This window comes from Leisingera methylohalidivorans DSM 14336 (genome assembly GCF_000511355.1).
GTDB lineage: Bacteria > Pseudomonadota > Alphaproteobacteria > Rhodobacterales > Rhodobacteraceae > Leisingera > Leisingera methylohalidivorans.
This window is the reverse complement of the sequence record NC_023135.1, coordinates 1,308,111-1,332,738: the sequence shown is the minus strand read 5'-3', so window position 1 is coordinate 1,332,738 and position 24,628 is coordinate 1,308,111. Positions and strand designations below refer to the sequence as shown.

The 24,628-nt window shown below is 61.0% G+C and carries 30 protein-coding genes; 3 read left to right on the top strand and 27 right to left on the bottom strand.

Annotated elements, in window-relative coordinates; genetic code table 11:
* Positions 1 to 391 precede the first annotated feature (391 nt).
* Positions 392 to 1,666: a hypothetical protein gene (locus METH_RS22585; RefSeq protein WP_024089666.1), complete on the bottom strand. Its 1,275-nt coding sequence runs from the start codon at positions 1,664 to 1,666 to the stop codon at positions 392 to 394.
* Between the two features lie 127 nt (positions 1,667 to 1,793).
* On the opposite strand from METH_RS22585, the gene METH_RS06660 reads away from it, so the two are divergent.
* The gene (locus tag METH_RS06660) at positions 1,794 to 2,084 is read left to right on the top strand and encodes a hypothetical protein (RefSeq protein WP_024089665.1); all 291 of its coding nucleotides are present in this window, start codon (positions 1,794 to 1,796) and stop codon (positions 2,082 to 2,084) included.
* A 175-nt stretch (positions 2,085 to 2,259) separates the two neighbouring features.
* Here METH_RS06660 and METH_RS06655 read toward each other — a convergent pair whose 3' ends face one another.
* The 8 genes from METH_RS06655 to METH_RS06620 form a co-directional block, all read right to left on the bottom strand.
* Positions 2,260 to 2,607, bottom strand: a complete 348-nt coding sequence (locus METH_RS06655) for a hypothetical protein (protein ID WP_024089664.1) — start codon at positions 2,605 to 2,607, stop codon at positions 2,260 to 2,262.
* A 47-nt stretch (positions 2,608 to 2,654) separates the two neighbouring features.
* A complete protein-coding gene (locus METH_RS06650; RefSeq protein WP_052348675.1) occupies positions 2,655 to 3,428 on the bottom strand; it encodes a glycoside hydrolase family 19 protein in 774 nt (257 codons plus the stop codon).
* 65 nt (positions 3,429 to 3,493) lie between these two features.
* Entirely contained in the window at positions 3,494 to 3,808 is a 315-nt protein-coding gene (locus METH_RS06645) for a phage holin family protein (RefSeq protein WP_024089662.1), read from the bottom strand.
* Positions 3,808 to 4,233, bottom strand: coding sequence for a DUF4376 domain-containing protein (locus METH_RS06640; RefSeq protein WP_024089661.1), 426 nt, complete (start codon positions 4,231 to 4,233; stop codon positions 3,808 to 3,810). Before METH_RS06640 ends, METH_RS06645 begins: the two co-directional genes overlap by 1 nt.
* Positions 4,230 to 4,568: a hypothetical protein gene (locus METH_RS06635; RefSeq protein WP_024089660.1), complete on the bottom strand. Its 339-nt coding sequence runs from the start codon at positions 4,566 to 4,568 to the stop codon at positions 4,230 to 4,232. The genes METH_RS06640 and METH_RS06635 overlap by 4 nt, the downstream gene beginning before the upstream one ends.
* A 12-nt stretch (positions 4,569 to 4,580) precedes the next feature.
* Positions 4,581 to 5,744 carry a pyocin knob domain-containing protein gene (locus tag METH_RS24710; protein WP_024089659.1) on the bottom strand — a complete coding sequence of 388 codons (1,164 nt, stop codon included), beginning with the start codon at positions 5,742 to 5,744 and terminating at the stop codon, positions 4,581 to 4,583.
* The gene (locus METH_RS06625; protein WP_024089658.1) at positions 5,734 to 6,645 is read right to left on the bottom strand and encodes a hypothetical protein; all 912 of its coding nucleotides are present in this window, start codon (positions 6,643 to 6,645) and stop codon (positions 5,734 to 5,736) included. The genes METH_RS24710 and METH_RS06625 overlap by 11 nt, the downstream gene beginning before the upstream one ends.
* Entirely contained in the window at positions 6,645 to 11,753 is a 5,109-nt protein-coding gene (locus METH_RS06620) for a phage tail tape measure protein (RefSeq protein ID WP_024089657.1), read from the bottom strand. The genes METH_RS06625 and METH_RS06620 overlap by 1 nt, the downstream gene beginning before the upstream one ends.
* Before the next feature lie 177 nt (positions 11,754 to 11,930).
* Between METH_RS06620 and METH_RS06615 the strand changes: the two genes are divergently transcribed.
* Positions 11,931 to 12,410 (top strand): hypothetical protein, encoded by a 480-nt coding sequence (locus tag METH_RS06615; protein ID WP_024089656.1) that lies wholly within the window; start codon positions 11,931 to 11,933, stop codon positions 12,408 to 12,410.
* 180 nt (positions 12,411 to 12,590) lie between these two features.
* Here METH_RS06615 and METH_RS06610 read toward each other — a convergent pair whose 3' ends face one another.
* The 18 genes from METH_RS06610 to METH_RS06525 form a co-directional block, all read right to left on the bottom strand.
* Positions 12,591 to 12,857 carry a hypothetical protein gene (locus METH_RS06610; RefSeq protein ID WP_024089655.1) on the bottom strand — a complete coding sequence of 89 codons (267 nt, stop codon included), beginning with the start codon at positions 12,855 to 12,857 and terminating at the stop codon, positions 12,591 to 12,593.
* 113 nt (positions 12,858 to 12,970) lie between these two features.
* The gene (locus METH_RS06605) at positions 12,971 to 13,444 is read right to left on the bottom strand and encodes a hypothetical protein (RefSeq protein ID WP_024089654.1); all 474 of its coding nucleotides are present in this window, start codon (positions 13,442 to 13,444) and stop codon (positions 12,971 to 12,973) included.
* A 96-nt stretch (positions 13,445 to 13,540) separates the two neighbouring features.
* A complete protein-coding gene (locus METH_RS06600) occupies positions 13,541 to 14,029 on the bottom strand; it encodes a hypothetical protein (protein ID WP_024089653.1) in 489 nt (162 codons plus the stop codon).
* A gap of 88 nt (positions 14,030 to 14,117) precedes the next feature.
* Positions 14,118 to 14,315, bottom strand: a complete 198-nt coding sequence (locus tag METH_RS06595; protein ID WP_024089652.1) for a hypothetical protein — start codon at positions 14,313 to 14,315, stop codon at positions 14,118 to 14,120.
* Positions 14,316 to 14,322: 7 nt separating this feature from the next.
* Positions 14,323 to 14,724 carry a phage tail terminator-like protein gene (locus METH_RS06590; protein ID WP_024089651.1) on the bottom strand — a complete coding sequence of 134 codons (402 nt, stop codon included), beginning with the start codon at positions 14,722 to 14,724 and terminating at the stop codon, positions 14,323 to 14,325.
* A complete protein-coding gene (locus METH_RS06585) occupies positions 14,721 to 15,158 on the bottom strand; it encodes an HK97 gp10 family phage protein (RefSeq protein ID WP_024089650.1) in 438 nt (145 codons plus the stop codon). The genes METH_RS06590 and METH_RS06585 overlap by 4 nt, the downstream gene beginning before the upstream one ends.
* Complete coding sequence (locus tag METH_RS06580; protein ID WP_024089649.1) at positions 15,155 to 16,153, bottom strand: hypothetical protein; 999 nt, start codon at positions 16,151 to 16,153, stop codon at positions 15,155 to 15,157. Before METH_RS06580 ends, METH_RS06585 begins: the two co-directional genes overlap by 4 nt.
* Before the next feature lie 17 nt (positions 16,154 to 16,170).
* Positions 16,171 to 16,371, bottom strand: a complete 201-nt coding sequence (locus METH_RS06575) for a hypothetical protein (protein ID WP_044008350.1) — start codon at positions 16,369 to 16,371, stop codon at positions 16,171 to 16,173.
* An 8-nt stretch (positions 16,372 to 16,379) separates the two neighbouring features.
* On the bottom strand, positions 16,380 to 16,796 hold the full coding sequence (locus METH_RS06570; protein WP_024089647.1) for a hypothetical protein: 417 nt from the start codon (positions 16,794 to 16,796) through the stop codon (positions 16,380 to 16,382).
* Positions 16,793 to 17,194: a hypothetical protein gene (locus METH_RS06565; protein ID WP_024089646.1), complete on the bottom strand. Its 402-nt coding sequence runs from the start codon at positions 17,192 to 17,194 to the stop codon at positions 16,793 to 16,795. The genes METH_RS06570 and METH_RS06565 overlap by 4 nt, the downstream gene beginning before the upstream one ends.
* A gap of 3 nt (positions 17,195 to 17,197) precedes the next feature.
* Positions 17,198 to 17,380 carry a hypothetical protein gene (locus METH_RS06560; protein WP_024089645.1) on the bottom strand — a complete coding sequence of 61 codons (183 nt, stop codon included), beginning with the start codon at positions 17,378 to 17,380 and terminating at the stop codon, positions 17,198 to 17,200.
* 60 nt (positions 17,381 to 17,440) lie between these two features.
* The gene (locus METH_RS06555) at positions 17,441 to 18,427 is read right to left on the bottom strand and encodes a major capsid protein (RefSeq protein ID WP_024089644.1); all 987 of its coding nucleotides are present in this window, start codon (positions 18,425 to 18,427) and stop codon (positions 17,441 to 17,443) included.
* 11 nt (positions 18,428 to 18,438) lie between these two features.
* Positions 18,439 to 18,873 carry a hypothetical protein gene (locus METH_RS06550; RefSeq protein ID WP_024089643.1) on the bottom strand — a complete coding sequence of 145 codons (435 nt, stop codon included), beginning with the start codon at positions 18,871 to 18,873 and terminating at the stop codon, positions 18,439 to 18,441.
* Positions 18,873 to 20,024: a hypothetical protein gene (locus METH_RS06545; RefSeq protein WP_024089642.1), complete on the bottom strand. Its 1,152-nt coding sequence runs from the start codon at positions 20,022 to 20,024 to the stop codon at positions 18,873 to 18,875. The genes METH_RS06550 and METH_RS06545 overlap by 1 nt, the downstream gene beginning before the upstream one ends.
* Positions 20,021 to 21,328 carry a DUF1073 domain-containing protein gene (locus tag METH_RS06540; RefSeq protein WP_024089641.1) on the bottom strand — a complete coding sequence of 436 codons (1,308 nt, stop codon included), beginning with the start codon at positions 21,326 to 21,328 and terminating at the stop codon, positions 20,021 to 20,023. The genes METH_RS06545 and METH_RS06540 overlap by 4 nt, the downstream gene beginning before the upstream one ends.
* Entirely contained in the window at positions 21,325 to 22,767 is a 1,443-nt protein-coding gene (locus tag METH_RS06535; RefSeq protein ID WP_024089640.1) for a PBSX family phage terminase large subunit, read from the bottom strand. The genes METH_RS06540 and METH_RS06535 overlap by 4 nt, the downstream gene beginning before the upstream one ends.
* Entirely contained in the window at positions 22,733 to 23,200 is a 468-nt protein-coding gene (locus METH_RS06530) for a DUF2280 domain-containing protein (protein ID WP_024089639.1), read from the bottom strand. Before METH_RS06530 ends, METH_RS06535 begins: the two co-directional genes overlap by 35 nt.
* A 38-nt stretch (positions 23,201 to 23,238) precedes the next feature.
* The gene (locus METH_RS06525; RefSeq protein WP_197538824.1) at positions 23,239 to 23,856 is read right to left on the bottom strand and encodes a putative metallopeptidase; all 618 of its coding nucleotides are present in this window, start codon (positions 23,854 to 23,856) and stop codon (positions 23,239 to 23,241) included.
* Between the two features lie 147 nt (positions 23,857 to 24,003).
* On the opposite strand from METH_RS06525, the gene METH_RS06520 reads away from it, so the two are divergent.
* Complete coding sequence (locus tag METH_RS06520) at positions 24,004 to 24,570, top strand: hypothetical protein (protein ID WP_024089637.1); 567 nt, start codon at positions 24,004 to 24,006, stop codon at positions 24,568 to 24,570.
* The last annotated feature ends 58 nt before the right edge of the window (positions 24,571 to 24,628 follow it).

Sequence of the window (24,628 nt, the reverse complement as noted above, 5' to 3'; positions counted from 1 at the left end):
TTTGCAGAAGAAATTTTACTGCACGTGGCCTGAATGTCTGAGAAGGCTGCCTGCGGTCACCTGCGGAAGTGCCGGTAGCTAACTAAGCCGCCGATCAGCACGCCGCAGCGCCGCAAGGCGGCAGTGAGCCCTTTGTGGCCGTTTCCCACAGCCTAGCAGGGGAGAGCGGTTTCTGTGCCTGTCGATAGGTCGAAGATACTTCTCTAATGTATGGCGAATTGCAAAGTACAAGCCCGACCCAACCCCAATTACAGACCGCGCAGCATAATGAGCATTCGCCTGCTTCACCCGTCGTGAACCGGCGGCGCCCCCTCGGCTGCCGCCCTTGAGACTTATACGGCCCAGCTGCTGGGACTGGATCCACCAGCAGCCGACGCGCCTCTCTACCCCATCAGGCCGACCCCGCTCGTGCACGGTAATATTGATCAAAGTTATCTGCGGACATCGGAGGTTCCGAATACGCGTTCCTGAGCGCGTTCCATGCTTGTCTAAGCGTATCCTTCCGGACGGCAGGCTCCCACTTAGCTTCAGTCCGATCGTACGCCACTCGAGTCTTCCTGTTTTTACTAGGAACGTAGCCCTGCTGCGTCGACCAATAGGTGCCAGACAGATCGCTGACTTCCAGAAGGACCCGTCGCCGTTGTCCTGCTCCGAGTTCGTCTAAAAGTGCATGAGATCGGTCCAGTCCGCGGATCCAGTTCATCATGAGGTGGCTATGTGAGACGAACGTCTTTCCCCCTCTTTTTTCCACGATTGCGCCATCGGACAACCACACTTCACCGGGACTTTCTAAGAAAGCCGCTACATTGAAAACCGAAATTTCTGAACCGTTGCTGGACTCTGGGGGCATCCAGTAGGCGAGGTATCCATCCTGGAACGGGCCATGGTCGCCCGACGTTCCCGTACCGTAGGGCGCATAGAGTGTCGCTTCGGCCGACAGCCCATCAAGCATGGCGATCGGCGGAATGCCTGAGGGCCACTCCGCCGGGGCGACTCTAAGGACGGCTCTTGGCACTAGTTTTGGCAGCACCGACTTTTCTTGACCGAAGGCCGCTCGGTGAATCGCAGGCCAATGTCCCTTCCAGACCCCAGGTCTGTGCCTGTCCTCCTCCGCCATCTCGATCTCGGTATGCTCTGTTTCGATCCGTTCGATCGCTTGGAGGTTCGCTACAAGTGCAGTCGCGAGATCATCCGTTAGCTTCGATCGCGCCTTGGCTCGGGCCGCGGAATCTGCTTCTGGTGGAAGGTTGTAGGTCAAGATCCGCCTCTGGCGAATGTCGAAAGGAAGGGCCTCAGGACCACTTCCACAGCCAACGTTCAGGACGGCAATGATCCTCTCAGGGCCAAGCGCACGCATAGCGTAGCCAAGCTCAATCATCACGTTTGGATTGGGGACGGCTTTCCCTGCCTCGCTGGTCGTAACAGGTGTAACGTCCGCCACGAAGATGGCTGCCTTGGCAACCTGTTCAAAGATGGTTCCTACGATGTCCGCCATACCCTGCGCTGACTTCGTGTCGTGGTCGAGCGCGATCGTCCGCTCAGGTTCCTCGAGTTGCAGCTCCTCTTGTGCCTTGCCCCTTGCAGCATCCAAGGCGGCCCGAATAAATGAACGGTTCACCTTCGGGTTGAGATCAGCCTGCCAAGACCAGAATACCGTCTCCGACATCCACGCTTCCTATCATTTGTTTGATCCGTCCAGCGGGCCATACCACCCGGTGCCACTTGATTTAAAGCGCAGAAAAGCAGTTTGTATGACTTCGAACAGCACTTCTGAGATGGGTTTTCATTCGTAAATGGCCGCTTTGTCCGCACTGTGTGAGCTCACCGGGTCCGAAACCTCGCAGTCGCAGCGAACGGCAGGAACGGCGGACGGCGCCGCCGCATACTATCTCGGCTGGCTGCTTCAAACGGCCGAGTTTGCAAAGAGCGCTTTCTGCGCTTCGCAGTCGCCGGTGGAGTCTGCAACATCAAACAAGGCTACACCGCCTTGGCGAGCGCTCGCTTCCGGAAAATTGACCAAGGAGTTTCGCACCGGCAGCATCCTTGACACGGCAACCCGCGTCGATGATCACGCCACGCTGTGACTTGCCGACCGCACCCGCAGCGGCCGGATAGTAATGGAACGGCCGACAAGCCTACATCGGGACTGTCTCTTGGCTCAATTGTCCAACAATCGCCTGATCCAGAAAGCCAGGGGCCTGAAGCGAAAGAAGGTCCCGGCTATGCCGGGGCCTCCCAGTGCCAGATTGTACCCCGAATCTACCCGCCGTATCGGCCCGTTGCTTCGATCAGCTTACCGCGCGCCAGGCGCTGCAACACCGGGTCGCCTGCACTCAACCTGGCGATGGCGTCTGGGACCGACGCCTTGGCATAACCCACTGCCGAGCTGATCAGCACGTCGGCAGCCTCTTCCGGCCCCTCTTCGATGGCGGCCTTGATGCCGCTCATGATCGCGCTGTGCAGCGCTTCACGGTGGCGCGCCTCGATATCGAGGCCCCAGCGCTGGTTTGCCTTATGGGCGGCGGCGGCGATCATCGCGGACAGGAAAACGCTCAGGCCGCTGACAAGCACCGGCATAAGCTCCTGCAGGACATCGTTCAGGTTCATGGTTCACACCTCTGGTTTGGGATTGGAAAGGAAACGCCTCGGACCACTCAGCTGCGGGCCAGGACAAGGAAGCGGCGCAGCCAGTCAGGCAGCCCCGGCACTGGTGCAAGCTGCAGAGGATCGGCAGGAGGCAGGGCAGTCAGCGCCTTGTGCATAGCGGCCCGGGTTACAGGCCCGATCATGCCGTCAGGGGCCAGCCTGGCAGAACGCTGGAACGCGCGGGCATCCGTGGCCGCGAAGCCCAGCAGCACCAGCTGCGCCCGGTCCGTCCAACGCTGCCGACCGGCAAAATGGGTGTAGCCGCCGTTGATCAGCTTGGTGACCCGCCGCACGTCGCCCGCATCAGCCGGCGCATTCAGCCCGCGCGTGTCCCAGTACCAGAGCGGCCCCAGCCCCTCCCACGGGTCCAGATTCACCGCATCCGGATCCACCTCGAAATCCGGTGCTGTTGGATCGCGGCGGCGCGCCCAGGCGGTGAAGGCCCGATAATTGGCCCGCCCGGTAATCTGGAAGGGCCCGCGGCCGCGGAACCGGAACCCGTCGCCGTCACGCTCCGGCGTATTGCCAAGATCCGTGCGCACGTCATAGCGAACCTGCGCAGGCGTCGGCCCCCAGATTTCCCGGTCATAGCGGAAAGCTCCGCTTTCCAGCAGGGTTTGCCCCAGCAGATAGCTCAGCCGGTGCGGCCGGTTCAAACCGCAGTCAAAGCCATAGGTGTTGAGGCCCAGCAGGAAGGATTTCGCGTTGCGCTCCTGCGCGCCGCCTGCGGCCATCGGCCCGGTAATCCGCTGCAGAGTTTCAAGGGTCAGGATTTTGGACATGCTGCCTCCAATGAAAAACCCCGCACAAGGCGGGGCTGGTTTCGCTGATTGGTGATTGGGTTAAGTCAGGGGCGGGTGCGGCTGAGCCATTTTGTCAGCAGCACCTCGGCACCGCGCGGCCCGATATAGGCCGCCAGAGCAACGATCCCGGTGCTGACCGTCGCGCTGGCGCCGAGGTAGCTGGCAATCGCTTCGCCGATGATGGCCATGCCGATCGCCACCGGGACTTCCCAAAGCAGTTCAGGGCCGAAGAAGCGGCGTTGCCCTTTGCGCACCTCGCCGGAATGCCACATCAGGCGCCCCATCGCCGCGCCGAACAGTGTGGTCGCCGCGCCGCCAAGCAAGTTCGACAGCCAGTCTACCAGGCCAGCATCCTCCATCAGGCGCCCCCCTGCCCGGCCAGCGCCGCGCCGAAGGCCGCCTGCACGTCGAAGCCCGGCACCTGGGCATCAGTCAGAGCATCAATCTGCTGATGAACGGTGCGCTCCGCCGAGAAACAGGCCTGCACATGCTGCGCCACCGCCGCCGCGGCCGCTTCGATCTGCGCCTGCGTCAGATCCTGCCATCCGCCTGGGAACTTCCAGGCAACCGGTTCCGAGACCATGCTGTTCTGCAGACTGGTGACGGCCGAGGTCAATTTGCGCGCGGACACCTCATCAGACGGCAGTGCGGTCCCATCCTGCAGGGTGACGCCGCCGGTTTCCGCCTCCCAGCGGATGCGGGCCAGATCTGCGAACAGCGCCACGCGGGCCTTAGCCGCTTTGGCTTCGGGGCTGATCTGCTGCGAAAAGTCGATATTGCTCATGCCGCGGGTTCCTCTTCCGGCTCCGTTTGGGGTTCTGGAATACTGTATGGCGGCACCGGCACCGGACCGTCCTCAGTGACAGCCACCGGCTGCGGAAACCGTGTTTCCTCCGGCGCCCTGGCGCCGTGCGGCAGCAGCAGGATCAGGGTGATTTCGCCGCCCACACGCTCCACGCCCGAAGCCAGCCAGTCGCAATCCACCGCATCGCGCGGCAGGGTGGCCCCATCCGGCAGCGGAGTGAAATCGAACACCTCGCCGTTGATTGTCAGGGCATCGCCCTGTTTGGTGACGGTCAGCGCCTCATCCCGGCGCACCGGGTTCCAATTGATCTGCATGGGGAAACTCCTTTAGAACCAGCGGCCGGTAGCTGTCAGATGACAGGACTTTGCCTGGCGCGCCCCCGCCGTGTCGAAACAGTTGAACTCAACATATGTGGTGGTGCTGGATGGCGGCTCCGCTGTCACAGAATGCGCCCCGGCACTGATCGGGAGAACTGAACATTGCGGTTCCTCAATGAAGCTGGCCGGAAAGGTCCAGGCCTCTGCCCCCGACGCGCTCGCATTCATGCGACGCGTGCAAATCTGTGTGCCGTCCGCAAAGCGCACATACCTGCCATTAGAATTGTTGCCGCGCTCGATCACTGCACCGGTGGGTACGCCTGCAGACTGAGATACAGTGCCCAGCAGGTTGTTGCGGGTCACGACCTCAGTCCAGTAAAGTCCTGTACCGTCCTCCTGGCATGATCCGATCCACAGTTTCGGCGGGTTGTTCGCGTCCTGTACCCGAGAGGCAATGTACATAACATCTCCAGACAGCCCCTTGCCTACGATACAGGAACCCCACCACGCCCCGTCATCAGGGTTCCCTGCCGCACCTCCGCTGCCGCCCAGATACCGATAAAGACCTGAAGCAGGCGGGGCCGTGAAATCTGAGATTGTCGGGGCATTTCCAGATGTTACCCCCAATCCAAAAGTGCCGGTGCCGGAGCTGGACAGTTTCAGAAGTTTGCCAAATGTGGCATCTGTGGCGCTGGACTGCACCATGTCGCTCGTGAGGACTTCCACCCAGGCTGACCAGGACACGGCATCATAAGCGCGCAGGTACATCAAACCGTCATGGGAAACAGCCAGCTGCATGTATTTGCCCTGTAGCCGCACTATGCTCAACACCACTCCAGCGGTGCTTGGCGCTCCGGTCGTGGTTCCGCCGGCATACCGGAACAGGCCAGAAACCGTCAGGGCGTCCAAATCGTCGTTAGGCGGCAAATTCAATGTCGCGTCATTAACGCCCAGACCGAAAACACCCCCGCCGGAAGACAATTTCAGAAGTTTACCTGCGGTGGTATCTGTGGCGCTGGACTGCACCGAGAAGAAGTCCTCGGCGCTCAGGGCTTCAAGATATCCGGGCATAGTGACCGCGCACCAAGTGAACATATCCAGCACGCGCTGATTAAAAGTGTCTGGCGAATTCAAGTCGGGTGCCGGTGGCACCGCAGGAAAATCAAGCCCCATAGGTTGCTCCCAAGATTTTGAGGTTCATGTCGGAAACGGTTGGGCCGGAAAGGATGGTGGAGAGCCTTTCGTAGCGGCCATAGACGGTTGTGCCGTAGTCGTTGCCGGTGGCTGTGAAATAGAAGATGGCGAACTTGGCACGGATTGCGGTGAGGCGCTTTTTGATGCGGCCGGCATCAGCGGTCTTCACCGACACTGGGAAATCAATGACGTCCCGGTATCCGCGTTCCACAATGTCCACATTGCCGAACTGGTCTTCGTTGAAGTCGCTGAAGTCTTCCACGCCGGTTTCGGTATCGAAAAGCGCATCCCCGATCTGGACGACATCCCCCAGCACCACTTCGGACACCTCGGCCTGACCGGATCCGTCGCCGATCTCGATTTCGATCTGATTGCCGGGCTGGCAGATGACGTCTTCGAAAATAGCAAACTCGCGGGTGTCCGGAGCGGTGAGTACCATCGTCAGCGCGTCGATCATCTCGCTGTAGTCCGCGAGCGCCTGGCTGCGTTCCACAAGCGTGTCGCCGCTGGTGTTTTTGACCCGGACGGTTGCGGATGCGGCCTTTGCGCCAACTAGCCCCACCGCCCGGACCAGCGACGTGGGTTGAATTACAAAGGTCATCTTACCGGCTTTCGTGGAAGGTGCAGACAGGCGCCGGTCAAAGGCCCGGCGCCCATTGGTGGCCCCGACCTCCAGCCAGCTTGCCGGATTTGTGGAAGGGTCCTTGCCGATATTACCGGCCACGGCAGACTCATAGACCTTGTGCAATGCGCCAAGGATGACGCGATCACCAAGGTTGTAGGATGTGCCGGTATCCCATTCCGGGTCGTCATCCTCTGGCACATTGGTACTGACCAGCAGAGCCTCAGTCACAGTGACCGGGACAATCGTTCTCAGCATTACGCCTGCTCCTCTTGGATTTTGACCCCAACCACGTCCTGCTTTTGTGCCAGACGCTTGATTTCTTTGGTTTCTCGGATCTTCTGGAAGTCGGCGCGGTGCTTATCCTTGCGCAGTTCCGAGACCTCTTTCCTCAGTTCCCGCAGCTCCCTGACAACATCGCCATTGTCGAGCATGGCACGGCTCTGAGAGTAGGGGTGGACCGTGGAGCCTCGCGGCAGATCCACAATTTCCGGCCCCTCCTCGCCTACCAGCGCCCGGCCGCCAGGCGCAAAGTTGGTGCCGCGAGCAAATTTCGGAATGCCACCGAGATCCTTGACCTGCTGCCGCAGTGCCTCGGCGCGGTCTTCGGCACTGCCAACCCGCCGGTTTGTGGCATTGAACACCGAGCCAATGGCATCAGTTCCGAACTCGGAGCGCAGGGCCTTTTTGAAGCCGACCACATCGCCGCCGCTGTAATAGTCAAAGGACGTCTGGATGCGCCCCGCGTCGTTTACAGAAACGGTTCCCTTCTGACCGACAAGGCCAATCCCATATTGGCTGCGCAGCGCGTTGAACTCATCGACCACGCCCTGGGCTTGCTGAGTGCGCACCACCGCATCGGCGCCTTTCACCTGCAGCCCGGCAATCTTCAGCGTGTTTTCCCGCTGCACCCGGTCCGCGTCCACCGCGTCCCGCAGCTCGCCCAGCATTCCGCGAAGCTTGTTGATGGGCGACACCAGATCCTGCACCCCGTCCGACAGGCCTTTGAACGCCTCGTCGGCAGTGAGCGCCAAGCCGCCGTCAAAGGTGATCTTGCCACTGCCCTTGGTCCCGATCAGATCCTGCAGCCGGTTGAGGCTGCGGATTGCCTTATCGCCATCCTTGGTCAGCGCAACATTCACCCGCCGTGTGAGTCCCTGATTGCGGGTCAGCAGCATTTGGCGCGTGTCCGCGTCCAGATCCTTTGCCAGCGTCAGGTTCAGATCGCGGTGAAGCTCGCCAGTGGTTTTCAACACCAGCCGCCGTGTTGCCCGGTCCAGATCGTTGCGCAGCACGAAATCCAGCGCGGAGACGTGTTCAGAGGCCGCATTGGTGGCGATCCACTTATCAGCCGGGCTCAGCTCATCATTGCGGATGACAAAATCCAGCGTGGTGCGCAGGCCCGCGTCCGCGCTGTCCACCAGCCGCTGCACCCAGCGCGGGGCGTCATCAGCCAGCGACACAGCCACATCGAGGCGCCCGACAAGATCGTCGTAGCTGAAGGCTTCCGCATTGCGGATTGCATCCTCCAGCGCGCCCAGTGAACCCTCGAAGGCCAGGACAGTGCCGTCCCAGTTCTCGGTCAGCGCCTGCACGCCGTCGCCCAGCTCGGCCACTTGATCCGCTGTCAGCCCTTCCAACTGCAGGAACATGCCCAGGCCGGTCAGCACCTCGATCTGCTGCTCATAAAGGCCGCGCAGAACGTCATCGTTCGCGCCCTCAAGCTCCGCAATTCCAGCGAGGAAACTTACCTGCCCTTGCACCTGCGCGGCAATCCGGCGGTACTCCAGCGAGGTCGAGGCGCTGTTACGGGCGCTTTCCAGATAAGCCTTGGCCAGCGCCGGCACATCCCGGGCCGCGTCCACATCCCCGCCGCGCGCCATGTCAAAGGCGGTCTCAAACCGGGACCGGTTCACAGCAATAGACTGCGACCGGCTGGCCGCTGTCAGATCCGTGTTCAGCAGGTCAGACAGGAAGTCGCGCAAAGTCGTGGCCGTGCGATACCAGAGCTGCGCCGATTGCTCGGTGAGCCGCGCCATGTCCCGCGCAGCCCCAATCTGCAGGCCGATTTCCCCGCCAATCTGGTCAACGATGCCCTGCATTGCCTCGGTGTATGCGCTGACCTTTGGCAACACCTGATCCAGGCTCGCAGACAACCCCAAAAGCTCCGCGTAAAGCGCTCGCCCCGAAGCCGCGGTCAGGTCGATGCTCTCGATCATCTGGCGGAAACCGTCGCGGCTCTCAGGCATCGCAATTCCCAGCGCCTCGAACTGATCACCAAGACGGCGCATGACCGTTTCCCGGCGCTCCGCTTCGCTGTAAAACCCGGTCCAGTAGGCAGTCGTAGCTGCTGCCATCGCCTCTTGCCCGCCGAAAGCGTCGATCAGGCTAGAGGCCGCATCACCGGCGGCGATCGACGTTTCAAAGGCGGCGCGCCCCAGCAGGTCCATGGCATCATTCACCGCCAGCAGGCCGGCTGACATGCGGGTCATCGCCTCAAGGTGACTTTCGCCCATGCGCAGATATTCGTCGCCGCCCAGGATCAGCTCCGCCATCTGGTCAGCTGATTTCTGCATTTCCTCCTGAAGGAATTGCTGCACCTGCTCCGGCGTCTTGTCATGCGTCCAGACCGACCAGCCGACTTTCTCAAAGTCCTTCAGCGCTTTGGTGCCAAGCCCCAGTGTGTCGGCCATGCCGACCACGCCGCCTGCCAAGCCCTTCATCGCCAGATTAAGCGTAAGCTCGAATTCTTCTTCAAGCGGCTTGCGCACCCACTTGTCAGACCGCAGGAACCCGCCTTTCCAGAAGTCGAAGTTCAGGCCGTCCTCAAGGCCATCCGGGGTGAACGATCCTTCAAGGCCGCCGCCCTTGTATTTGCGGGAAAAGCCTTTGACCAAAACCGCCACGCTAGCCGCAATGATCGCCACCGGGGCCATTGCCGCGCCGATGGTCGCCATAAGCGCGCTGGAGCCGGTAGCCGCCGAGGCCAGAGCGGCATTCGCCCCGATATTGAACAGTCCCGCGCTGGCATACCCGCCCAGCCCAAGTGACGCCGCTGCGCCGCCGGTGATTCCCGCAAGCGCCGTTCCGCCGCCAAGTAGACTGGCCGCGTTGCCAGCGAGGCCCAGAAACCCGCCGCCGCCAGCACCAAGACCGCCCGCGCCTGCAGCTGCCCCGGATACGCCACCGATACCCAGGCCGATCATTATCTGGTTTCTCGCCGCCAGCGCGACCATCTGCGTCAACATGCCCGTGAAACTGTCCAGAACGTTCCGCGCAAAGCCCTTGAAGTCACTGAAACCGCGCGCAACGAAATCGCTCCAGGCGCTGGACACTCCGTCGATACCGCCGACCAAAATGTCTGCCTTGGCCTTGCCCAAATCCTCTGCGGTGTAGGCTGCGTCCTCAAGCGCGTCACCGAACGCCTCAGCCTCTGTTTTGGTCTTCTTCAGCCCCTTGCCTGCTTTCTTGCCGCCCTTTTCCAGCTTTTTCAGGGCATCATTCAGCGCATTGGTGGCCTTGACGGCTTCGCCGCTGCCCTCGCCGTGCTTCGCAATCACCAGGTTCAGCGTGGCAAGTGCCGCGGATGCCTTTTCAAAGCCCAGGTCCACAAGGTCGCGGGATTGCTGCAAGGCTGCGTCTGCTGACTGCTGATATTCGTTGATGCTTGCCGTCAGGCCATGCACGCCTGAACCGGCAGAGATCGCCGCATTCCCCAGCGCAAGAATGGTGCTGTCCATGCCCGGCAGGAAGTCCATCGCCTTCGCGCCAGCGGTCACGCCATGCAGAAACTCGGCCCAGGTCTTCGCAATCGAGCGAACCATTCTCAGGAACCCAGCGGCAACATTGCTCCAAACGGCGTCAAGCGCAGGCTGTATCGCCTTCGCCGCTGTGGTGATGCCCTCCCAAACGCCGCTTGCAACGGAACCCAGGAGGCGCAAAGCCAGCCCCCAGCCGCCCGTCGCCTGAACCAGGTCAAGGAGCTTGCCGACCAAAAGGCCAGCGCCGACCACCAGCACCCCGACGCCAGAAGCGATAAGCGCGCCGCGCAGAGTGATAAGCGAGGCTATCCAGGCGCCTGTCGCCGTCACAGCGCCGTAAACGGCGGGGGCATAGGCAGTCGCAACCGCAACGCCCGCGGCAGTCACAACTCCAATCACGCTGTTAAAATTGTCACTCAGGATGCCCGCGCCAGCAGCGAGCGCCTCAACCGCGGGAACCCCTGCGGTCAGTATTACATGCCCCACTTGGGTCGCCAGATTTGTGAACTTGCCAAAAGCCGCATTCAGCCTTTGATCGACGCCATCGGCAACCTTTGCAAAGGCTTCGTCAGTAGCCCCCGCCTTGTCGCCCATTTCGGCCATGATATCCGTGAAGGTCTGCCCCGCGGCCCCGGAGAACGCCAGAACCGCATTCAGTGCTTCAACGGAACCGAACAGTTGCGTCATCGCGTCTGTGTTGCCCCCGGTCGCCTTGACAACATCGGCCATGAATTGCTCCAGGCCCTTTGCCTGCAATGCGCTTGCCGAGAACTCCAGCCCCATCGCCCTGGCCGCGTCGGCTGCCTGCTTTGATGGCTGCAAAATGCCCGTGATTGCCGCCCTCAAACCGGTCGTCGCCATTGCTGTTGACTGGCCCTGCGTCGTAAGCGCCGAGATGCCCGCAATCATTTCATCAAACGACACACCCGCTGCGCTGGCGATGGGCACGATTTGCCCCATCTGAGCGGACAATTCGCCAATAGTCGTTTTGCCCGCCTTCATGCCAACGAACATGGCGTCAGACGCCTCAGCTGCAGTCAGTCCAGTTGCGCTGTATGCATTCACTGCTGTCGTCAGAGCATCGACGCCAGTGGTAATGTCCGTCACGCCGCCAATGGCCAGCCGGTTCGACTGGTCGAGGATTTGGGCAGCTGCCTCCACACTATCGGCGCCTGCTGAAATTGCCTGATAAAATGCTTTGACCTGTTGCGTTGCGTTGCCGCCGAAGGTCGCAGCCATCCGGCGCGCCTCTTGCTCCACGAGGCTCATTTCGGCCCGGGTTCCCTCTATCAGAGTGGAGGTTTCCGCCATGGCCGCCTGAAATCCTCTCGCCTGAACTGCGGCTTGCTGCGCGGAGGCGAAGCCCGCCAGGCCGACGGCCACAGCGCCAATAGCTTTCCCCAAGGCTGAAGCCGCGGCAGTGGCGCCGCCGGCCGACTTCCCAAAACGCCCGAACTCAGCACGTGCTTGGCCCGTAGAGCGCTCAAGCTGCTCAGTTGCACCAGACGCTGCCCGTCCAGCGCGGACAAAGCCGCCAAGATCATCACTGGCCCGAATGACCTGGCGCGTGTCCACAGCGATGCCGAGGCGTGCAAAATCGGTCATATGAGACCTCTCAGTTTAGGGGGGGCAGAGTTTGGGCAGCCGTTTCTCAAGAAACCGAAGCGCCCCTCTCCATCGACGCCATTGTCAGCGCCTCGGAGCGGCTTCCTGATTTGTTCCGCTTGTGCGAATCCATCAGCGCTCTGAGGATCATCCTGTTTTGAAACAAGGGTGATTTCGATGAGCACTTTTTTGGACCGGGGATATCAGCGTGAACTGCTATTGGAGATGGCGGAAAACTATCCAGAGAACCACCACGTCCGGAATGACGGCGGCGACAGGTACGCAAAGAACGTGTACTACTTGCACGAACACGGGTTGGCCGAAGCCAAATTTTATACGGAACTTGGAACTGGCAAGGTCCAAATCTCAAGATGCAAGATCACGGCACGAGGTTTGGACTTCCTTCAGGATGACGGCGGATTGTCCTCCATCCTTAATGTTGTCACGGTGAAGCTTCATGATGATACGATCCGCCAACTGCTGATTGATCGTGTGGAGGCTTCAAGTGAGGATCCCACCGTCAAAGGCCGCCTGATTGAAGCGATCAAAACAGCTCCTGCTGAGACCCTGAAATCAGTGACACAAAAGGCGCTTGAAGCGGGGGTGCAAAGTCTGCCGAATGCAGTGCAGCTACTTCAAGGATGGCTTTCTGCTTAATGCAGGCGACGAAGCACAGCTCCGCGACAGCTATATCCGCTTCCGGTCCGCCGAGCCTCGTAAAGATCGGTTGAGGCCGGCCATCCGTGGCGGCATGGTATCCTGCGGGGCTAACCGCCATTCTCAGGATACCGCCACATTCGAAAGACTGGTCCACCCAGATTTCTTCCACTTCAAGGATCATACCGCTTCCTCTCTCTCCATTGGGGCCTTTGTGAGCGCCTCAGTTCCCCTGCGCCGTTCGGACAGGTATTCTTGGCTCATCCGCACCAGCGCTTGGACCTCCCAGGCATCGGTGATTTCCGGGCTGTTGCGAGCAAAGGCGTCAACCTCTGCCCAGGAAAGCGGAACCTCGTCCATCGAACCCGGCATGGCAGGGCCAACCTCAAGGAAGGCCCGCCAGATCATGCTCTGGTACTCGCTCAGCTCGGGGAGCGGCGGATCCATTTCCGCATCCAAGTAAGCCTGGATTCGCTGGGGCTCAGTGCGTTCCGCGCTGCCGTCAGGCTTTTTGACCTCGATAGCGCTGTGCAGGAACCCCAGCTGCTGGGCGGCGAGGATCAGCTGTTCACGATTTCCCGCGTGAAGTTGCCCTTGTCGCCCAAAAAACCATCAACCCCCTCCATGATCCAGACGCGTGTGCTGAACAGCTTCAGCGCGTTCTCCCGCGAGAACTCCATGAGCGCGGGCTGGGCATCGGGGTTATCCAGGTCAGCGTCCTCAATGTAGGTCACGCCGCGCCAGCCGGTGCAGAGCTTCGAGTAGAACTCTGCGCGGGCCAGCTCGCTGTCCTCGGCGGCGTCGATCATGTCCTGGACGCTCATCGTCGCGCTCTTGCGCTTGCCTTTGCTTTTCTTGTCCATCTTGCGGACCATCGCAGCTGCGGCACGGCGGCCGGCATCGCTTTCCAGGCCCAGGAAGTCCATCTCGATTGCCTCGCCGTCATGGAACAGCGGCTCACCGTCAAATTCGACGTGCCAGGTTGCACCCTGTTCAGCGTCCTGGCGGGTGTTGATGCGTGCAAATGCGGTCATGGTTCATTCTCCGTGGTGTTGATGTGGTGAAATCGTGGTTGCGTGATGTGGGGCGGGCGCGACCACGAACGCGGCCCGCCCCGGTCCCGGCCGGGATTAGGCGGGCTGAGTGGCCTCGACGGTCAGTGCGTTCTGGCGGAAGCCGGCCTGGAAGCCCTCATGGGAGCTGTTGTCGCCCTGGTTGGGCTGGTAGCTGTGCGCGATCCCCTGTGCGTATTCGACCGCATCACCGGTCACCGGCGCCGGACCGTGGCCCGTGTCAGTGCCAGTGCCGTTCACGATCTTCACGGACAGGATTCCGTCGTTGTCGATAGCCTGGCCGATCAAGTCGGCCTGGCCGGTGTCGCCGTCCACTTTGCGGAAGGTCATGGTAGTATCAACGCCCTGGCCCGCGCCTTTCACCGCAGTGGTGAAGCCGGTGGACAGGTCAGGAATGTCGATCATCGAATGCGAGGTGCCTAGCTGCGGAAGGGTGATGAGGCCCTTGGCCTGCACCCAGGTCAGCGCCTCGAAACCCGCGGAGTCGTTGGTGGCGGGCAGTGCTTTGGCAACAAAAATAGTCTTGCCGAGATGGTTCTGCGTCATGTCAGTTCTCCATGCAGAAAAACCCCGCACGCGGGGTGTTCAGTTCAGGTTGTGGGGAATGCCCGCTTTGCCCCGCGAGCCGGTGGGGTTACTCGGCGTTCCCCGCCGATTTCCGCGTCCAGCCCTTCGCGAGCCAGGCGTCCAGATCCGTTTCAAACGGCCGCGCGGTCTGGCCGATTGTGCCGTTGCGCTTGTCGGTGTTCACGAGCTCAACGCGCTGCGGCTTGGCAGTAGCCTTCCGCACAGTGGGCTGGGATTTGGTTTTGCCAGTCAATTCGACCTCCATTGGCTACTTAAGATGCTTGGTAGTGGATATGGACCGGCACCCTCCAATGCGTGCCATCCCGGTAGCCCTTCCCGATGAAGGCCGGGCGGTTAATGGTGATCTTGCCGCCCGGGACAGCCAGCTTCAACGCCTTGGGGAAATGCTCGGCGATGTTCTCAGCCAGCCGTTCCCCCCGGCGAGCGAGCTGGCCCAGCTCAGTGAGAACCGCAGCTTGCATAAAGCCCCGCTGGACCGTTCCGTCTCCGTTCAGCGTTGCATCCTGCGGGGGCAACCTCACTAGCTCAACAACAATGTATTCCTCCTCGGGATTCGGCTCTGCGTCCTCGTTTTCCCAGATGATGGCCGGGATGCCGACGACCTCCTCCAGACGGGCCGCTAAGGCGTCGGAAATATCACTCTCACGGATCATTTGCACACCTTCGCTACCGCCGCATCAATGAACTCCTGCCAGCGGGCTACGTTGGCGCCCACGAAGTGGCGGCCCGGCACCTGCTTGCCGCTGCCGGTAGTCCAGCCGTATTCGATGGCCGGCGCATACTCCTGCGTCCAACCGAATTCCAGCACGTCGCCGAGCTCGAAACCGGCAATGGCCACGCCATAGCTCGCCTGGTCCTCACCTCCGACCCGCGCCCCGTTTAGACTGCTGACAAGCGAGTTGATCAGATCACCCTCATCAACAGGGATCTTGCCCTCTTCGAAGCCGTCGCCGCCGCGCGACACGCCTATCTGCGGCGTCTGCGCTGCCTCCATGAGGTCTTGCGTTGCTTCGGTGGCGATGAATTTGGCGTCATCCAAAACCCGATCTGCGATTTCAGCCAGTTGCAGCTCGAAACTCTTGCTCATCCGTGCCTCCGCAGTTTCAACCGGTAAATGGCCATGCAATTGCAGCCGATCCGGTGCCGTAGCGGACCGTTCTGATCATGCGGGCGTTTCATGCGGGTACCGTCCGGGAACTGGAACCCCTGCCCCAGCGTGATCACCGTGCCACTCATGGTCACGTGGTCCGGGCGCGGTTCCTTGCTCAGGTTGTGCTGCCATCGAGCGGTGACTTCCTCCACGTCCGGACGGTCCAGCAGCTGCACCATGGCTTCCTCGCGGCCAGCTGCCAGCGCCTCGCGGGCTTCGAATTTGGCAACCACCTTGGCACGGTAGCGCAATGCCTTGGAGCGGTGCGCCTCCATGATCTGATCCAACTGCTTGCCGGTGATGGACCGGCCTTCGCGGCTCGCTTTGAGGATGGTCCGGTCGAACCGCTTGTCGCGCAGCTTCAACCCCAGGTATTCCCGCATCTGTACTGGATCACCGCTGGCCAGCTTGGACCGGCCGGATATGATGCTGTCCGCCTGCTGGGCGGTGAGCCCCAGATAGCCGCCTACCCGGCGGCTGCCAACGCGCCGGCCAATCAGCTCAGCCGCAACTGCACGGGACGAACGCCCCTGCTGTATACCTGCCTGCACCGCGGTGCGCACTGTTTGAGTGCTCTCTTCCGTGATCCCCTGGATGAACCGGGCGCCGTTCTGCGTAAGCCATGCCTCGGCGCGTTCATGGCGGCCATTGAAGCCGAAATAGCCAATCAGGCTTTTCGGGGCCACAGCCGAGCCCAGATTGCCGCCGACGATGTACCCGCCCCGCAGAGCCTCAGTCAGCGGGTACAGGACGGATTGATCAATGCGCAGGAGCCGCACCAGATCCTCAAAGCGGTTCGCTTCCATCAACTCGATCACCTGTTTCAAGCTGATTGCGCTTGAGGCGCGCTGTATCGCATCCTCGAACGCGCGGCGAATGCCCGGTTCAAGTTTGCGCAGCGCCTCGATCAAGGCCTGCCGCTGAGATGCCATGGCACCCTCTCGTTTTGTCAAATGTTGGCTGCGAGCCCCATCAGCACACCCAGAAGGAACGCGCTCTGGATTTGCTTGTCTGCGTCCTGGAAGATTTCAACAGGATAAGCTGCGGCCAGGGTGGCCAGCGTTTCGTTCCCATCCTCAAGGTGGCGGTAAACAGTGTAGGCCTGCGATGGGCTGTCGATGCCCTGAAACAAGTCTGCATTCTGTTGCACCAGGTCGGTCAGGATTTCAGCTCCAAGTCATAGGAAAGCGCCGTTCCGCCGGGAGCGAATGGGGTCACTTTCTCGATACGCGTGTATTTAGTGTCCTCTGCCGCATCCGCCATTGCAACGCCTATCGCGATAGTGTCGCCGTCTCTGGGCTCAACACCGGTGGCATTCACTGTAACTTTGCGGATCTGCTGTGTCAGCAGCGTGCCGGAGGCGTCGCGCACCTGTTGGAAGCCCTGTACCGCCACCAACTCGTGGAACGTGTCGACCGGGCGCACCGGGCGGCCATCAGCGCCGACATTGCGCGGGTTGAGCTTATCGCCCTCGCCCGCCCGCTTCAGCGTGCACATCATCGGCCCGTCGCCGACTGCTTCGCCGGCCTCCGCCAGCGCCGCGGCGATCTCTTCTGCGATGTCAAAGCCGCTCATGCGCCCAGGCTCCGAATGCCCAGACCTGCGGACCGGGGGGTATAGGGGCCAAGAATGGCCTCAATGATTGTGCTTGTGGGTGTCATGGCGCCGTCTCCTGCGCCATTGCCGACCACGGTCCACTTGATGCCTTTGACCTCAGTCAGTACCTTGGCTTCGCCCGGGGTATAGGTCTGATTGAAGAACCCCGGCTTAGCCGCCTCGATCTGTGCCGCCTCATAAGCAGCCGCTTCCAGATCGCTGTCAGCAGGCGTTCTCACTGAGTTCGCCGCATAGAAGAAGCGGATGTAATCGCTCCCTCGCTGCAGAGCCGCTGATACGTCCGCATCTTCGCCAAGGCTGGAGTTGCCGCGCGCCATGGCGTAGGCGCGCAGGCCGTCCAGATCGCCGTAGACCACGGCTTAGGTGTCCTTGTTCGGATTGGTAACGGGCACCTTGCCCTCGCCCGGGGCGGCATCCAGCTCAACGGCCTTGCCGATCAAGTGAGGCGGCATCTTGCCCCCCTTCACCGTCAGAACTTCGCCGACTTCAACCCGTTCGCCCTTCTGGTCGAACACGCCTTTTTGAGTGATTTTCACTTTCATGGTCTTTCCTCCTATGGGTTTAGGATGGGGGCCGGTCACCCAGCCCCACACCAAAGCCCATCAGCTGGAATGCGCGATGCCGCAGTTGTCTTCCGCGTCAAATTTGATTTCGAGCGCAGCGGCCGCCATGGTGACGAAGTTGTAATCATCCTCCGGGTTGGCGCGGAACTGCGCACGGGTGGCAATCGGCATCCCGTTCAGCACCTGCATCGCCCGGCGGTCTTTGACCACGCCCATGATCTCGTTCGCAGCCACGCTGTCGGCAGGAATGACCTCGCGAACACCCGGGATTTCCAGCACGCGTTGCGCAATGGTCTTCGGGTAGCCGGCTGCGAATTCGGTGGAGCCTGCATAGAACCAGTCATCCCAGTTCAGGTAGAGGGTTGCCGGCACCTTGAAGTTTGCCGCGTGCAGCAGCTTCAGGGTCGCCGTGATCTCTGCCAGCCACTGGGCGCCCGTTGCGCCGTTGAGAGCAACCCCGGTGGCGCGGGTGTTCCGCTTCGGATGGTTGCGCAGGCCGTAGGAGGACTGACCGTTCACGGTGATGGAACTGAAGCCGCTCAGCACTGCAGTCTCCAGCGTTTCGGCAACCTTGCGGTTTGCGTTCGTGCGCGCAGCCGGATCCAGCGTAAAGCCCTCGGTGCTTGCGGCCTCTACTTCGCGCCAGCCAAAGCCGAACTGGCTGTCCACGATGGGCAGCGGTGTGCCGTGGTAGTCGAAGGTCGGCTTGTCGGTCCGGGCCTTCGAGCGGCCATCCAAGGAGACGTTCGCCTCACCGGAGTCGCTGATGGTCTGGAAGTAGTGGATCAGCTTGCCGATGGCCATCGGCGAAGAGACCGAGGCCGCCAGGTCGTTGAATACGGCCAGCATGGAGCGCTGCAGCTCAACGCCTTCGCGATCCCACTGGCCCCAAACGTCCTTGGGCAAAGCGTGCGCATTGCCCAGCATGCCCTCGCCCATGGCATTTGCCAGGGCCTCTTGGCGGCCGTTGAAGCTGCGGCGGTTGTTCAGCAGGAAAGCCTGCTGCTGTTGGGTGAAACGAAGCATCTGGCTCCCCCTTATGCGGCGATGTAGCCGTCCGCGATCACAACATCGGCCAGCTGGCCCGCCGTGAATGCGCCCGGAGTATCGTTGAAGTAGGCCACAACCCGGCTGCCCGAAGTTGCGGCGGCGAGACGGCCGTCGGCCGCGATGGTGAGCGGTGCGTCTTTGGCATAGGTCGCATTCGCCAACGCAGCCTGGTAGTTCTGGCCGGGCTCCGGCTCATAGGCCACGCCGGTATCACCCGAGGTGTAGGCGGCAGTGATGACCGCGCCCGCGAAGTCCAGCGCGCCCAGCAGCAGCGGGCGCTTGCCGACCGCGGTGGTGAGCTGAACGAAGTTCGAGCCATCGTCTTCAACGAAGGTGCCCGGCAGGTAGGCGCCGGATACCTTCTGCGTGACAGTGCGCGGCTGACGATCGGTCGGGCCGCGATAGATGGTGTTGCCGGACATTACTTGGCCTCCCCGTCGATCACTTTGTTGAGGTCATAGTCGGCGAACTCGTCGCCTGACTGGGTGCCGCCGAATGCACCGTTCAGCGCTGCTGCCTTGCCCGGCTCCGCCTTCGGGGCCAGAGCGCGCAGGGTGTTCAGCGGAGTGGCTTTGGCATCGTCTTCCGAAAGCAGGCCGCCTTTCACCACCTTGTTGACCAGCACGGCCTTCTCGGCCTCATCCTTGGCCTTTTGGGTGTTCTGGATCTCGGCCAGATTGTCGGTCAGCGGCTTGACCGCATTACCGATCAAGTCGGGCAGGCCTTTCACGAGGCCTTCCACTGTTTCCGAGAGGGTGTTCACCTTCACGGAAAGCTCTTCCAGCTGCTTTTCATCAGCCATTTCTGCTTCTCCTTTGTTGAGAGGTTGTTCCCGCGCAGGGAAGCCTAGCGCCTCCAGAATTGCGGATTTGATGCGCTCTGTTGCTGGCGCGCGGGCCAAGCGTTCAGCAGCACGGGCGGCCTGATCTGCCGCCCAGTCGAGCTCTCTATCAACTTCGTCGTAAGCTGAATTGATGACCTCGATTTCCTTGCCGTCCTGATCAACGGCCTTGTTCACCAGCATGCCGACGCCCTGGTCGGGGGTCGCGGCTCCATCTTCTCCGAGGAGGATGGCGTCATGGTCGAATTCGATGTTTCGAGCGACGCTCTTGGCGCCGTCCTGCTGGTCGCCGTTGCAGGTTTCGAGATTGCACAACAGGCCGGTTGAGGTGTGGACGGGTTCGCTTTTCTCAATGGCATTGAGAACTGCCTTGCCGCCCTCAAGCTGCTTGGCAAACTCCACGTCGATCACCTTGTCCAGCAGAACCCGGCCTCCCTCCTGGCGCACATTCTCGTTCCAAGCGCCGACGAAGCCGCGCACCATGCCTTCTGGGGCTGATGCGCTGACGAAACTGCCATTCATGGTTGGGTGCCCCAAGGGAGCGGGGGTGCGGTCCAGGCTCGCGAAGCTCTTGGCAATCTCTTCCGCAGGGTAGCGGATGCCGTTCATCACCACCCCGTCCGGCAGGGTCGCACTGGGAACCACCAACACGTCCCGGCCGTCGCGGCGCTCACGCCGGATTGCTGCCGAGTTCACCGCCGTGCGGACATTGACGCGGACTGTCTTGCTCATAGGTCATCTCCATCATCGCTGAGAGCGTTTGGCGGCACGCCTTCGTCTCCGGCAGCGGCCCGGATCTCAGCTGCTCGCCAAACCGGCTCGTCCTGTTGCTGTTTGTTGATGTCGGCCATCTTCCCGGCCCGCTCGATCTTCTTGTCCTTGCTGGCGTCGGTCAGATCGGCCCAATTGATCGCCCAGTCCCGCTCGGGGATGATCTCCACACGCTCCAGCCGGTTCAGGAGCGCACGGATGCGCGGCTTTGCGAAGTTCACGCGCCGGGCATTGTTCACCAGGTTCCACTCAGTGGCGTCCTCAGTGCTGGCCCGTTCACCGGTCTGCGAACCGAGCAGGATCTTGACCGGGATCAGGAGGGAGGCAGCGAAGGAATTGACCGCCGCATTGAAGTAGGTGTCGCCGGTCGGCAGCGTCACCGGCAGCGTTTTTGCCTGCATCCCCTGAACCATCAGCAGCTTGTCGAACCCCTTCTGGAAGTCCTCCACCTGCTCGTTCATCTTGTCGGCGAGTTCTCCAACGGGAACCCCCATGGCTTTCGCCATGTCGGCCCACTTCATTTCCTTGTCGGCTTCCAGAACGGGGTTGCCACGGGCGGACTTGTAGAACCCCTCACCGCCTGCACCCTTGACCTTTTCGGCGTCCAGCAGGTCGTTGTAGCCCGGCTCCAGATCTGACTCGCAGTGGATCGTGCCATCCTTGGACCAGATCAGAACCCGATCCGGGTGGACCATGAACTGCCGGACTTTGTTTTGCCCTTTGCCCACCGCCGCCTCGTTGAAGCGGAACATCTTGGGCTTGCCGTAATCCTCGGAGCGCTCGTCTGTGACCCACTCGGCCACCTCCAGCTGCGCGCCCTGGCCGCCCCAAGCCGGGATGACCTCGGCCAGCCCGTCCAGGCCGCCGCGAACACTATCAACCGGCTGATCGAAGCGCTTGTCGTCGCGGAAGCGCAGGATCACGCCGGCATAACCGCCCACCATCGCGCGCCGGTCAGCTTCAGCCAGAGCCTGCCAGATCATCAGATCCTCGAAGCGCTGCCGGATATCCTTCTCCAGCGGGCTTTCCTTGGCCTTGGCAGTCTCCCAAATCTCCGGGGTGTCCTGCCAGGTCTTCAGGATCGTCTTATTGACGCCAGCGCTGGCCAGGCCATTGCGCCGGTACATGGAATGCAGCTGCCGGAAGGTCAGCGTCTGAGGCCAGCTGAAGTCCTTGTAGTGGTTGTGTTTGGCCTCCGGGAAGTACCCGGGAACCATCAGGTCCAACCGCCGGGCGGCATTGGCGAAGAAGTTCGTAACGCTCATCTGCGGTGCCTTTTCGTCAGGAGCATCTGCACCTGCGGCGCCGCCTCACGAGGAGCGGTGCCTGCAACGAATGCATCTGCGAGGTTCGGCGACGGCACATCCCGCTTCGCCAGGTCTTTCTTGCTTTCGACTTTTGATTTGCCCGCGTTATCGAAGTCCCGCAGCGGGGTGGCGAGCTCATCAATCAGCTGATCGACGTGCTCACATTCGCTGGAGATGGAAATCATCTCATCAACCGGGCTCATGATGCCCTTGGTGACTGCGTTGAAGGTATTGCGGAACCGCTTTGCCAGCTCCCACCAGGCCTGGGCCTTGAGGTTGGCGTAGAAATCCTTGTTCAGCGGGGAATTGGGGTCGTTCGGGTCGATCTGGTCATCAGGATTTAGAACCCCATCGCCAGCGTTGAATTTGTGATATTCCAGCTCAATGTCGAACTCTTCATTGAGCGCTTTGAAGTGGCCACCTGCGAAGGCACCGACGCCGATGCTGTCATAGTCGATACTGGCACCAAGGCGCCGGGCAACTGCATGGACCCGGCCGGCCGATTTGAGCAGCTCGTCCTCTTTTGCCGCCCACTCATCTATCCCGGTCGCCACCCACCCATGGAAGGCAACCGAGGCGCATTTGTCGTTGCCGTCGTCAGCCACATCGAAGCCGACCCGCTTTGCCCCTTCGGGTTCCAACCCCAGCTTCTTGTGCGCATCGATGGCCGCCAGAACCCAGGAGCGCTTGATGACTACGGCGTCGCCATCTTCCCGCGGCTCGCCGCCGTAGATGTGGCGGAACTCTTCCTCGTCCTCCGCCCGTTTCCGGTCGATCACCTTGAGGATGGTGGATGACAGGAACGGGTTTTCATCGAAGTTGATGTGACGCTTGATGGTGGCGCCGACCTCACCCTGTATCTTGCCTTTGATTGTCTTCGAAGGCGTGCTGCGGACAAACGTCCGGTAAACGAAGTCGGTCACCAGGCGCGGGTTGAAGATGATCCAGAATTGCGAGCCCTCGCCCCGCAGTGTCGGCTCCAGGATCTCCCACTGGGTGGAAGTCAAGTTGTGCGCCTCTTCGAGCCAGCAGATATCGATGCTTTCGAGAGACTTGATTTCGTCAATGTGCCGCCACAGGCCGTAGAACAGGAACTCGGCCCCTGTGGTTTTGTGGATGATCGTGTTCTTCTGGATGTCGAACTCATCCTTGAGCCCGAACCGTTCAATCTGGATCTTGAGCAGCGTGTACACGCTCTCGCTGATCTTGTTCTGAAACTGCCGTGCGCACAGCACCCTGATCTTGCACTGCGTTGCAAGGAAGATGGCGAACCCCGCCGCGTCCCATGACTTCGAGCTGGACCTGCCGCCGTAGAGAACCCTGTTTCTTGCCGGGGTCAGCCAGAAATCCCGGAGGACTGGATTAAGTGTCGCCGTCTTCTCCGCTTGCCCCGCCATAAAAATCAGCCAATGTCCTTACCTGCACTGGCCCGCCACCTGGGCCTGCGAGTTCCCGGCGGTTGGTGTAGGCGTTGCCCACTTCCTTCGCCGCCTGCTCCAGCAGATCCTTGGCCAGCATCATGTTCCCCATGGTCTCGGCCTTTTCCGCCATCCGCTGCAGGGTGCGAAGCCGCACCGCCCGGTGGCTGATCCCGATCTGGCTGGTGTCCTCCAGGAAGGCCTTGCGTGTCTCTTCGAAGATCGCTCGCCACTTCTGCGCCAGGTCGCGCCCTGCCCGCTTATTCGGGTCGTAGCACTCGATTGCCTGGGGCGTGATCTGCACCCCGAAATCTTCCTTGAGCGCCTTCGCTACGGTGCTCGGGCTGTCAAAGCACGCCAGCGCCTGCACAGCATAGGTTTTCTGCTCATTAGTGAGCTTGCTGTTCGCCATAGTTCTATCAAGGCTCCATCAAGGACTTCCGGCGCGACTCAGGCGCAGTTGCCGCAGGCGTGGGCGATGCTGGCCGCCGCGATCTCGGGACCGGCATTGGCTGCGTCCACCAGTTCCTGCACCTGGGTTGCCTCCGCCCCGTAGCGGCGAACCACACCCACGAAGTCCTCCACGTCGTGACCGCGCATCACATAGACGGGCATCCCTGTGGATTTGCTGAACTTGGGCGTGCCGAATGCGTCCTTGTCTTGGGCGCAGTGATACAGCTCGTGTTCGATCAGAGCGCAGCGCTCGGCATCTCCGGCCTGCAGCCACCAGGGCGCGCTGATCGTGATGATGAAGTCCGGCACCTCGGTGAACCACTGGCGGACCTGCAGCTCTGCCCGGGCACGGGCCCATTTGCCCAGGGCGCCCTGGGGCTGTCCCTTTTCCGCGGTGCCGATGACCATGCGGCCTTTCTTACTGTTGGCGACATTCGTCCAGAGGAAGCCGATGCAGGCCATGCGGAGGTGCGCGTGGTCGGGGTTCTCCAGTGTGGCGCCCTCGTCGATGAAGGTCCCGAAGGCCCAGGCTTCCAGCTCCGGCGATGGCTCGAACCAGCCCGGATGCGCACCGTCTTCCATGGAGTTCGGCAATGGGGCCAGATCTTGTGCCATTGCCAGACCCCTCCATCAGGACTAAAATTTCAACTGCAGGTTTTGTGGAAAGTCAGGTTGGCAGCTTGAGCAGCCAGATATCACCTACCATTCGGTGCAAATTCATACCGGCCTCAATGCACCTCGAACCCGGAGCGCCCGATAGCTATGACCAAGTACATTATCGACACCGACATTCAGACCAAAGCGAAGATCACAATCATTGATCATGCCAAACTGCAAAAGATGAAGAGCGGGAAGAAAGGCGTTCTTTTCGGAAAGCACTCACCTGACCTGAAATTAATGAACGCCAGTTTCGAATGGAATATGGACAGGAAGACCAAGAAAGCCGTTGGGCTTTCATCTGTAACCCTCTCCATCCGTTACACCGGCCTCATCTACCTGAGCAAAGCTATCGACAAGAAATCAAAGTGCTTTTCCCTCGTGAAAGTTCACGAAGAGGAGCATCAAAAAATCTGCATCAAAGGCGTGAAGAACATGAAATCGGCTTGCGAGAAGATCCTCCAGAAACACACCGAAGCGATGCTGCGCCATTACAAGGGTGACTACGATGCCTTCGCTCAAGCCGAGGCCAAAGCTGCGCGGAAGGTTGCCATCAACGCCTACAAGGAGATTGATGACGGCCCTTTCTTCAAAGTCGCGGTCAAGAGCCTGTCCATTGACACGCCATCGAACTACGCGAAGATCCTGCCTCACTGTTCGCAATTTGGGTAAGCGCAGAACAGGAATGCCCGCGCACAATAAGGGCGACCAATGGTTCCCCCACAAGTCG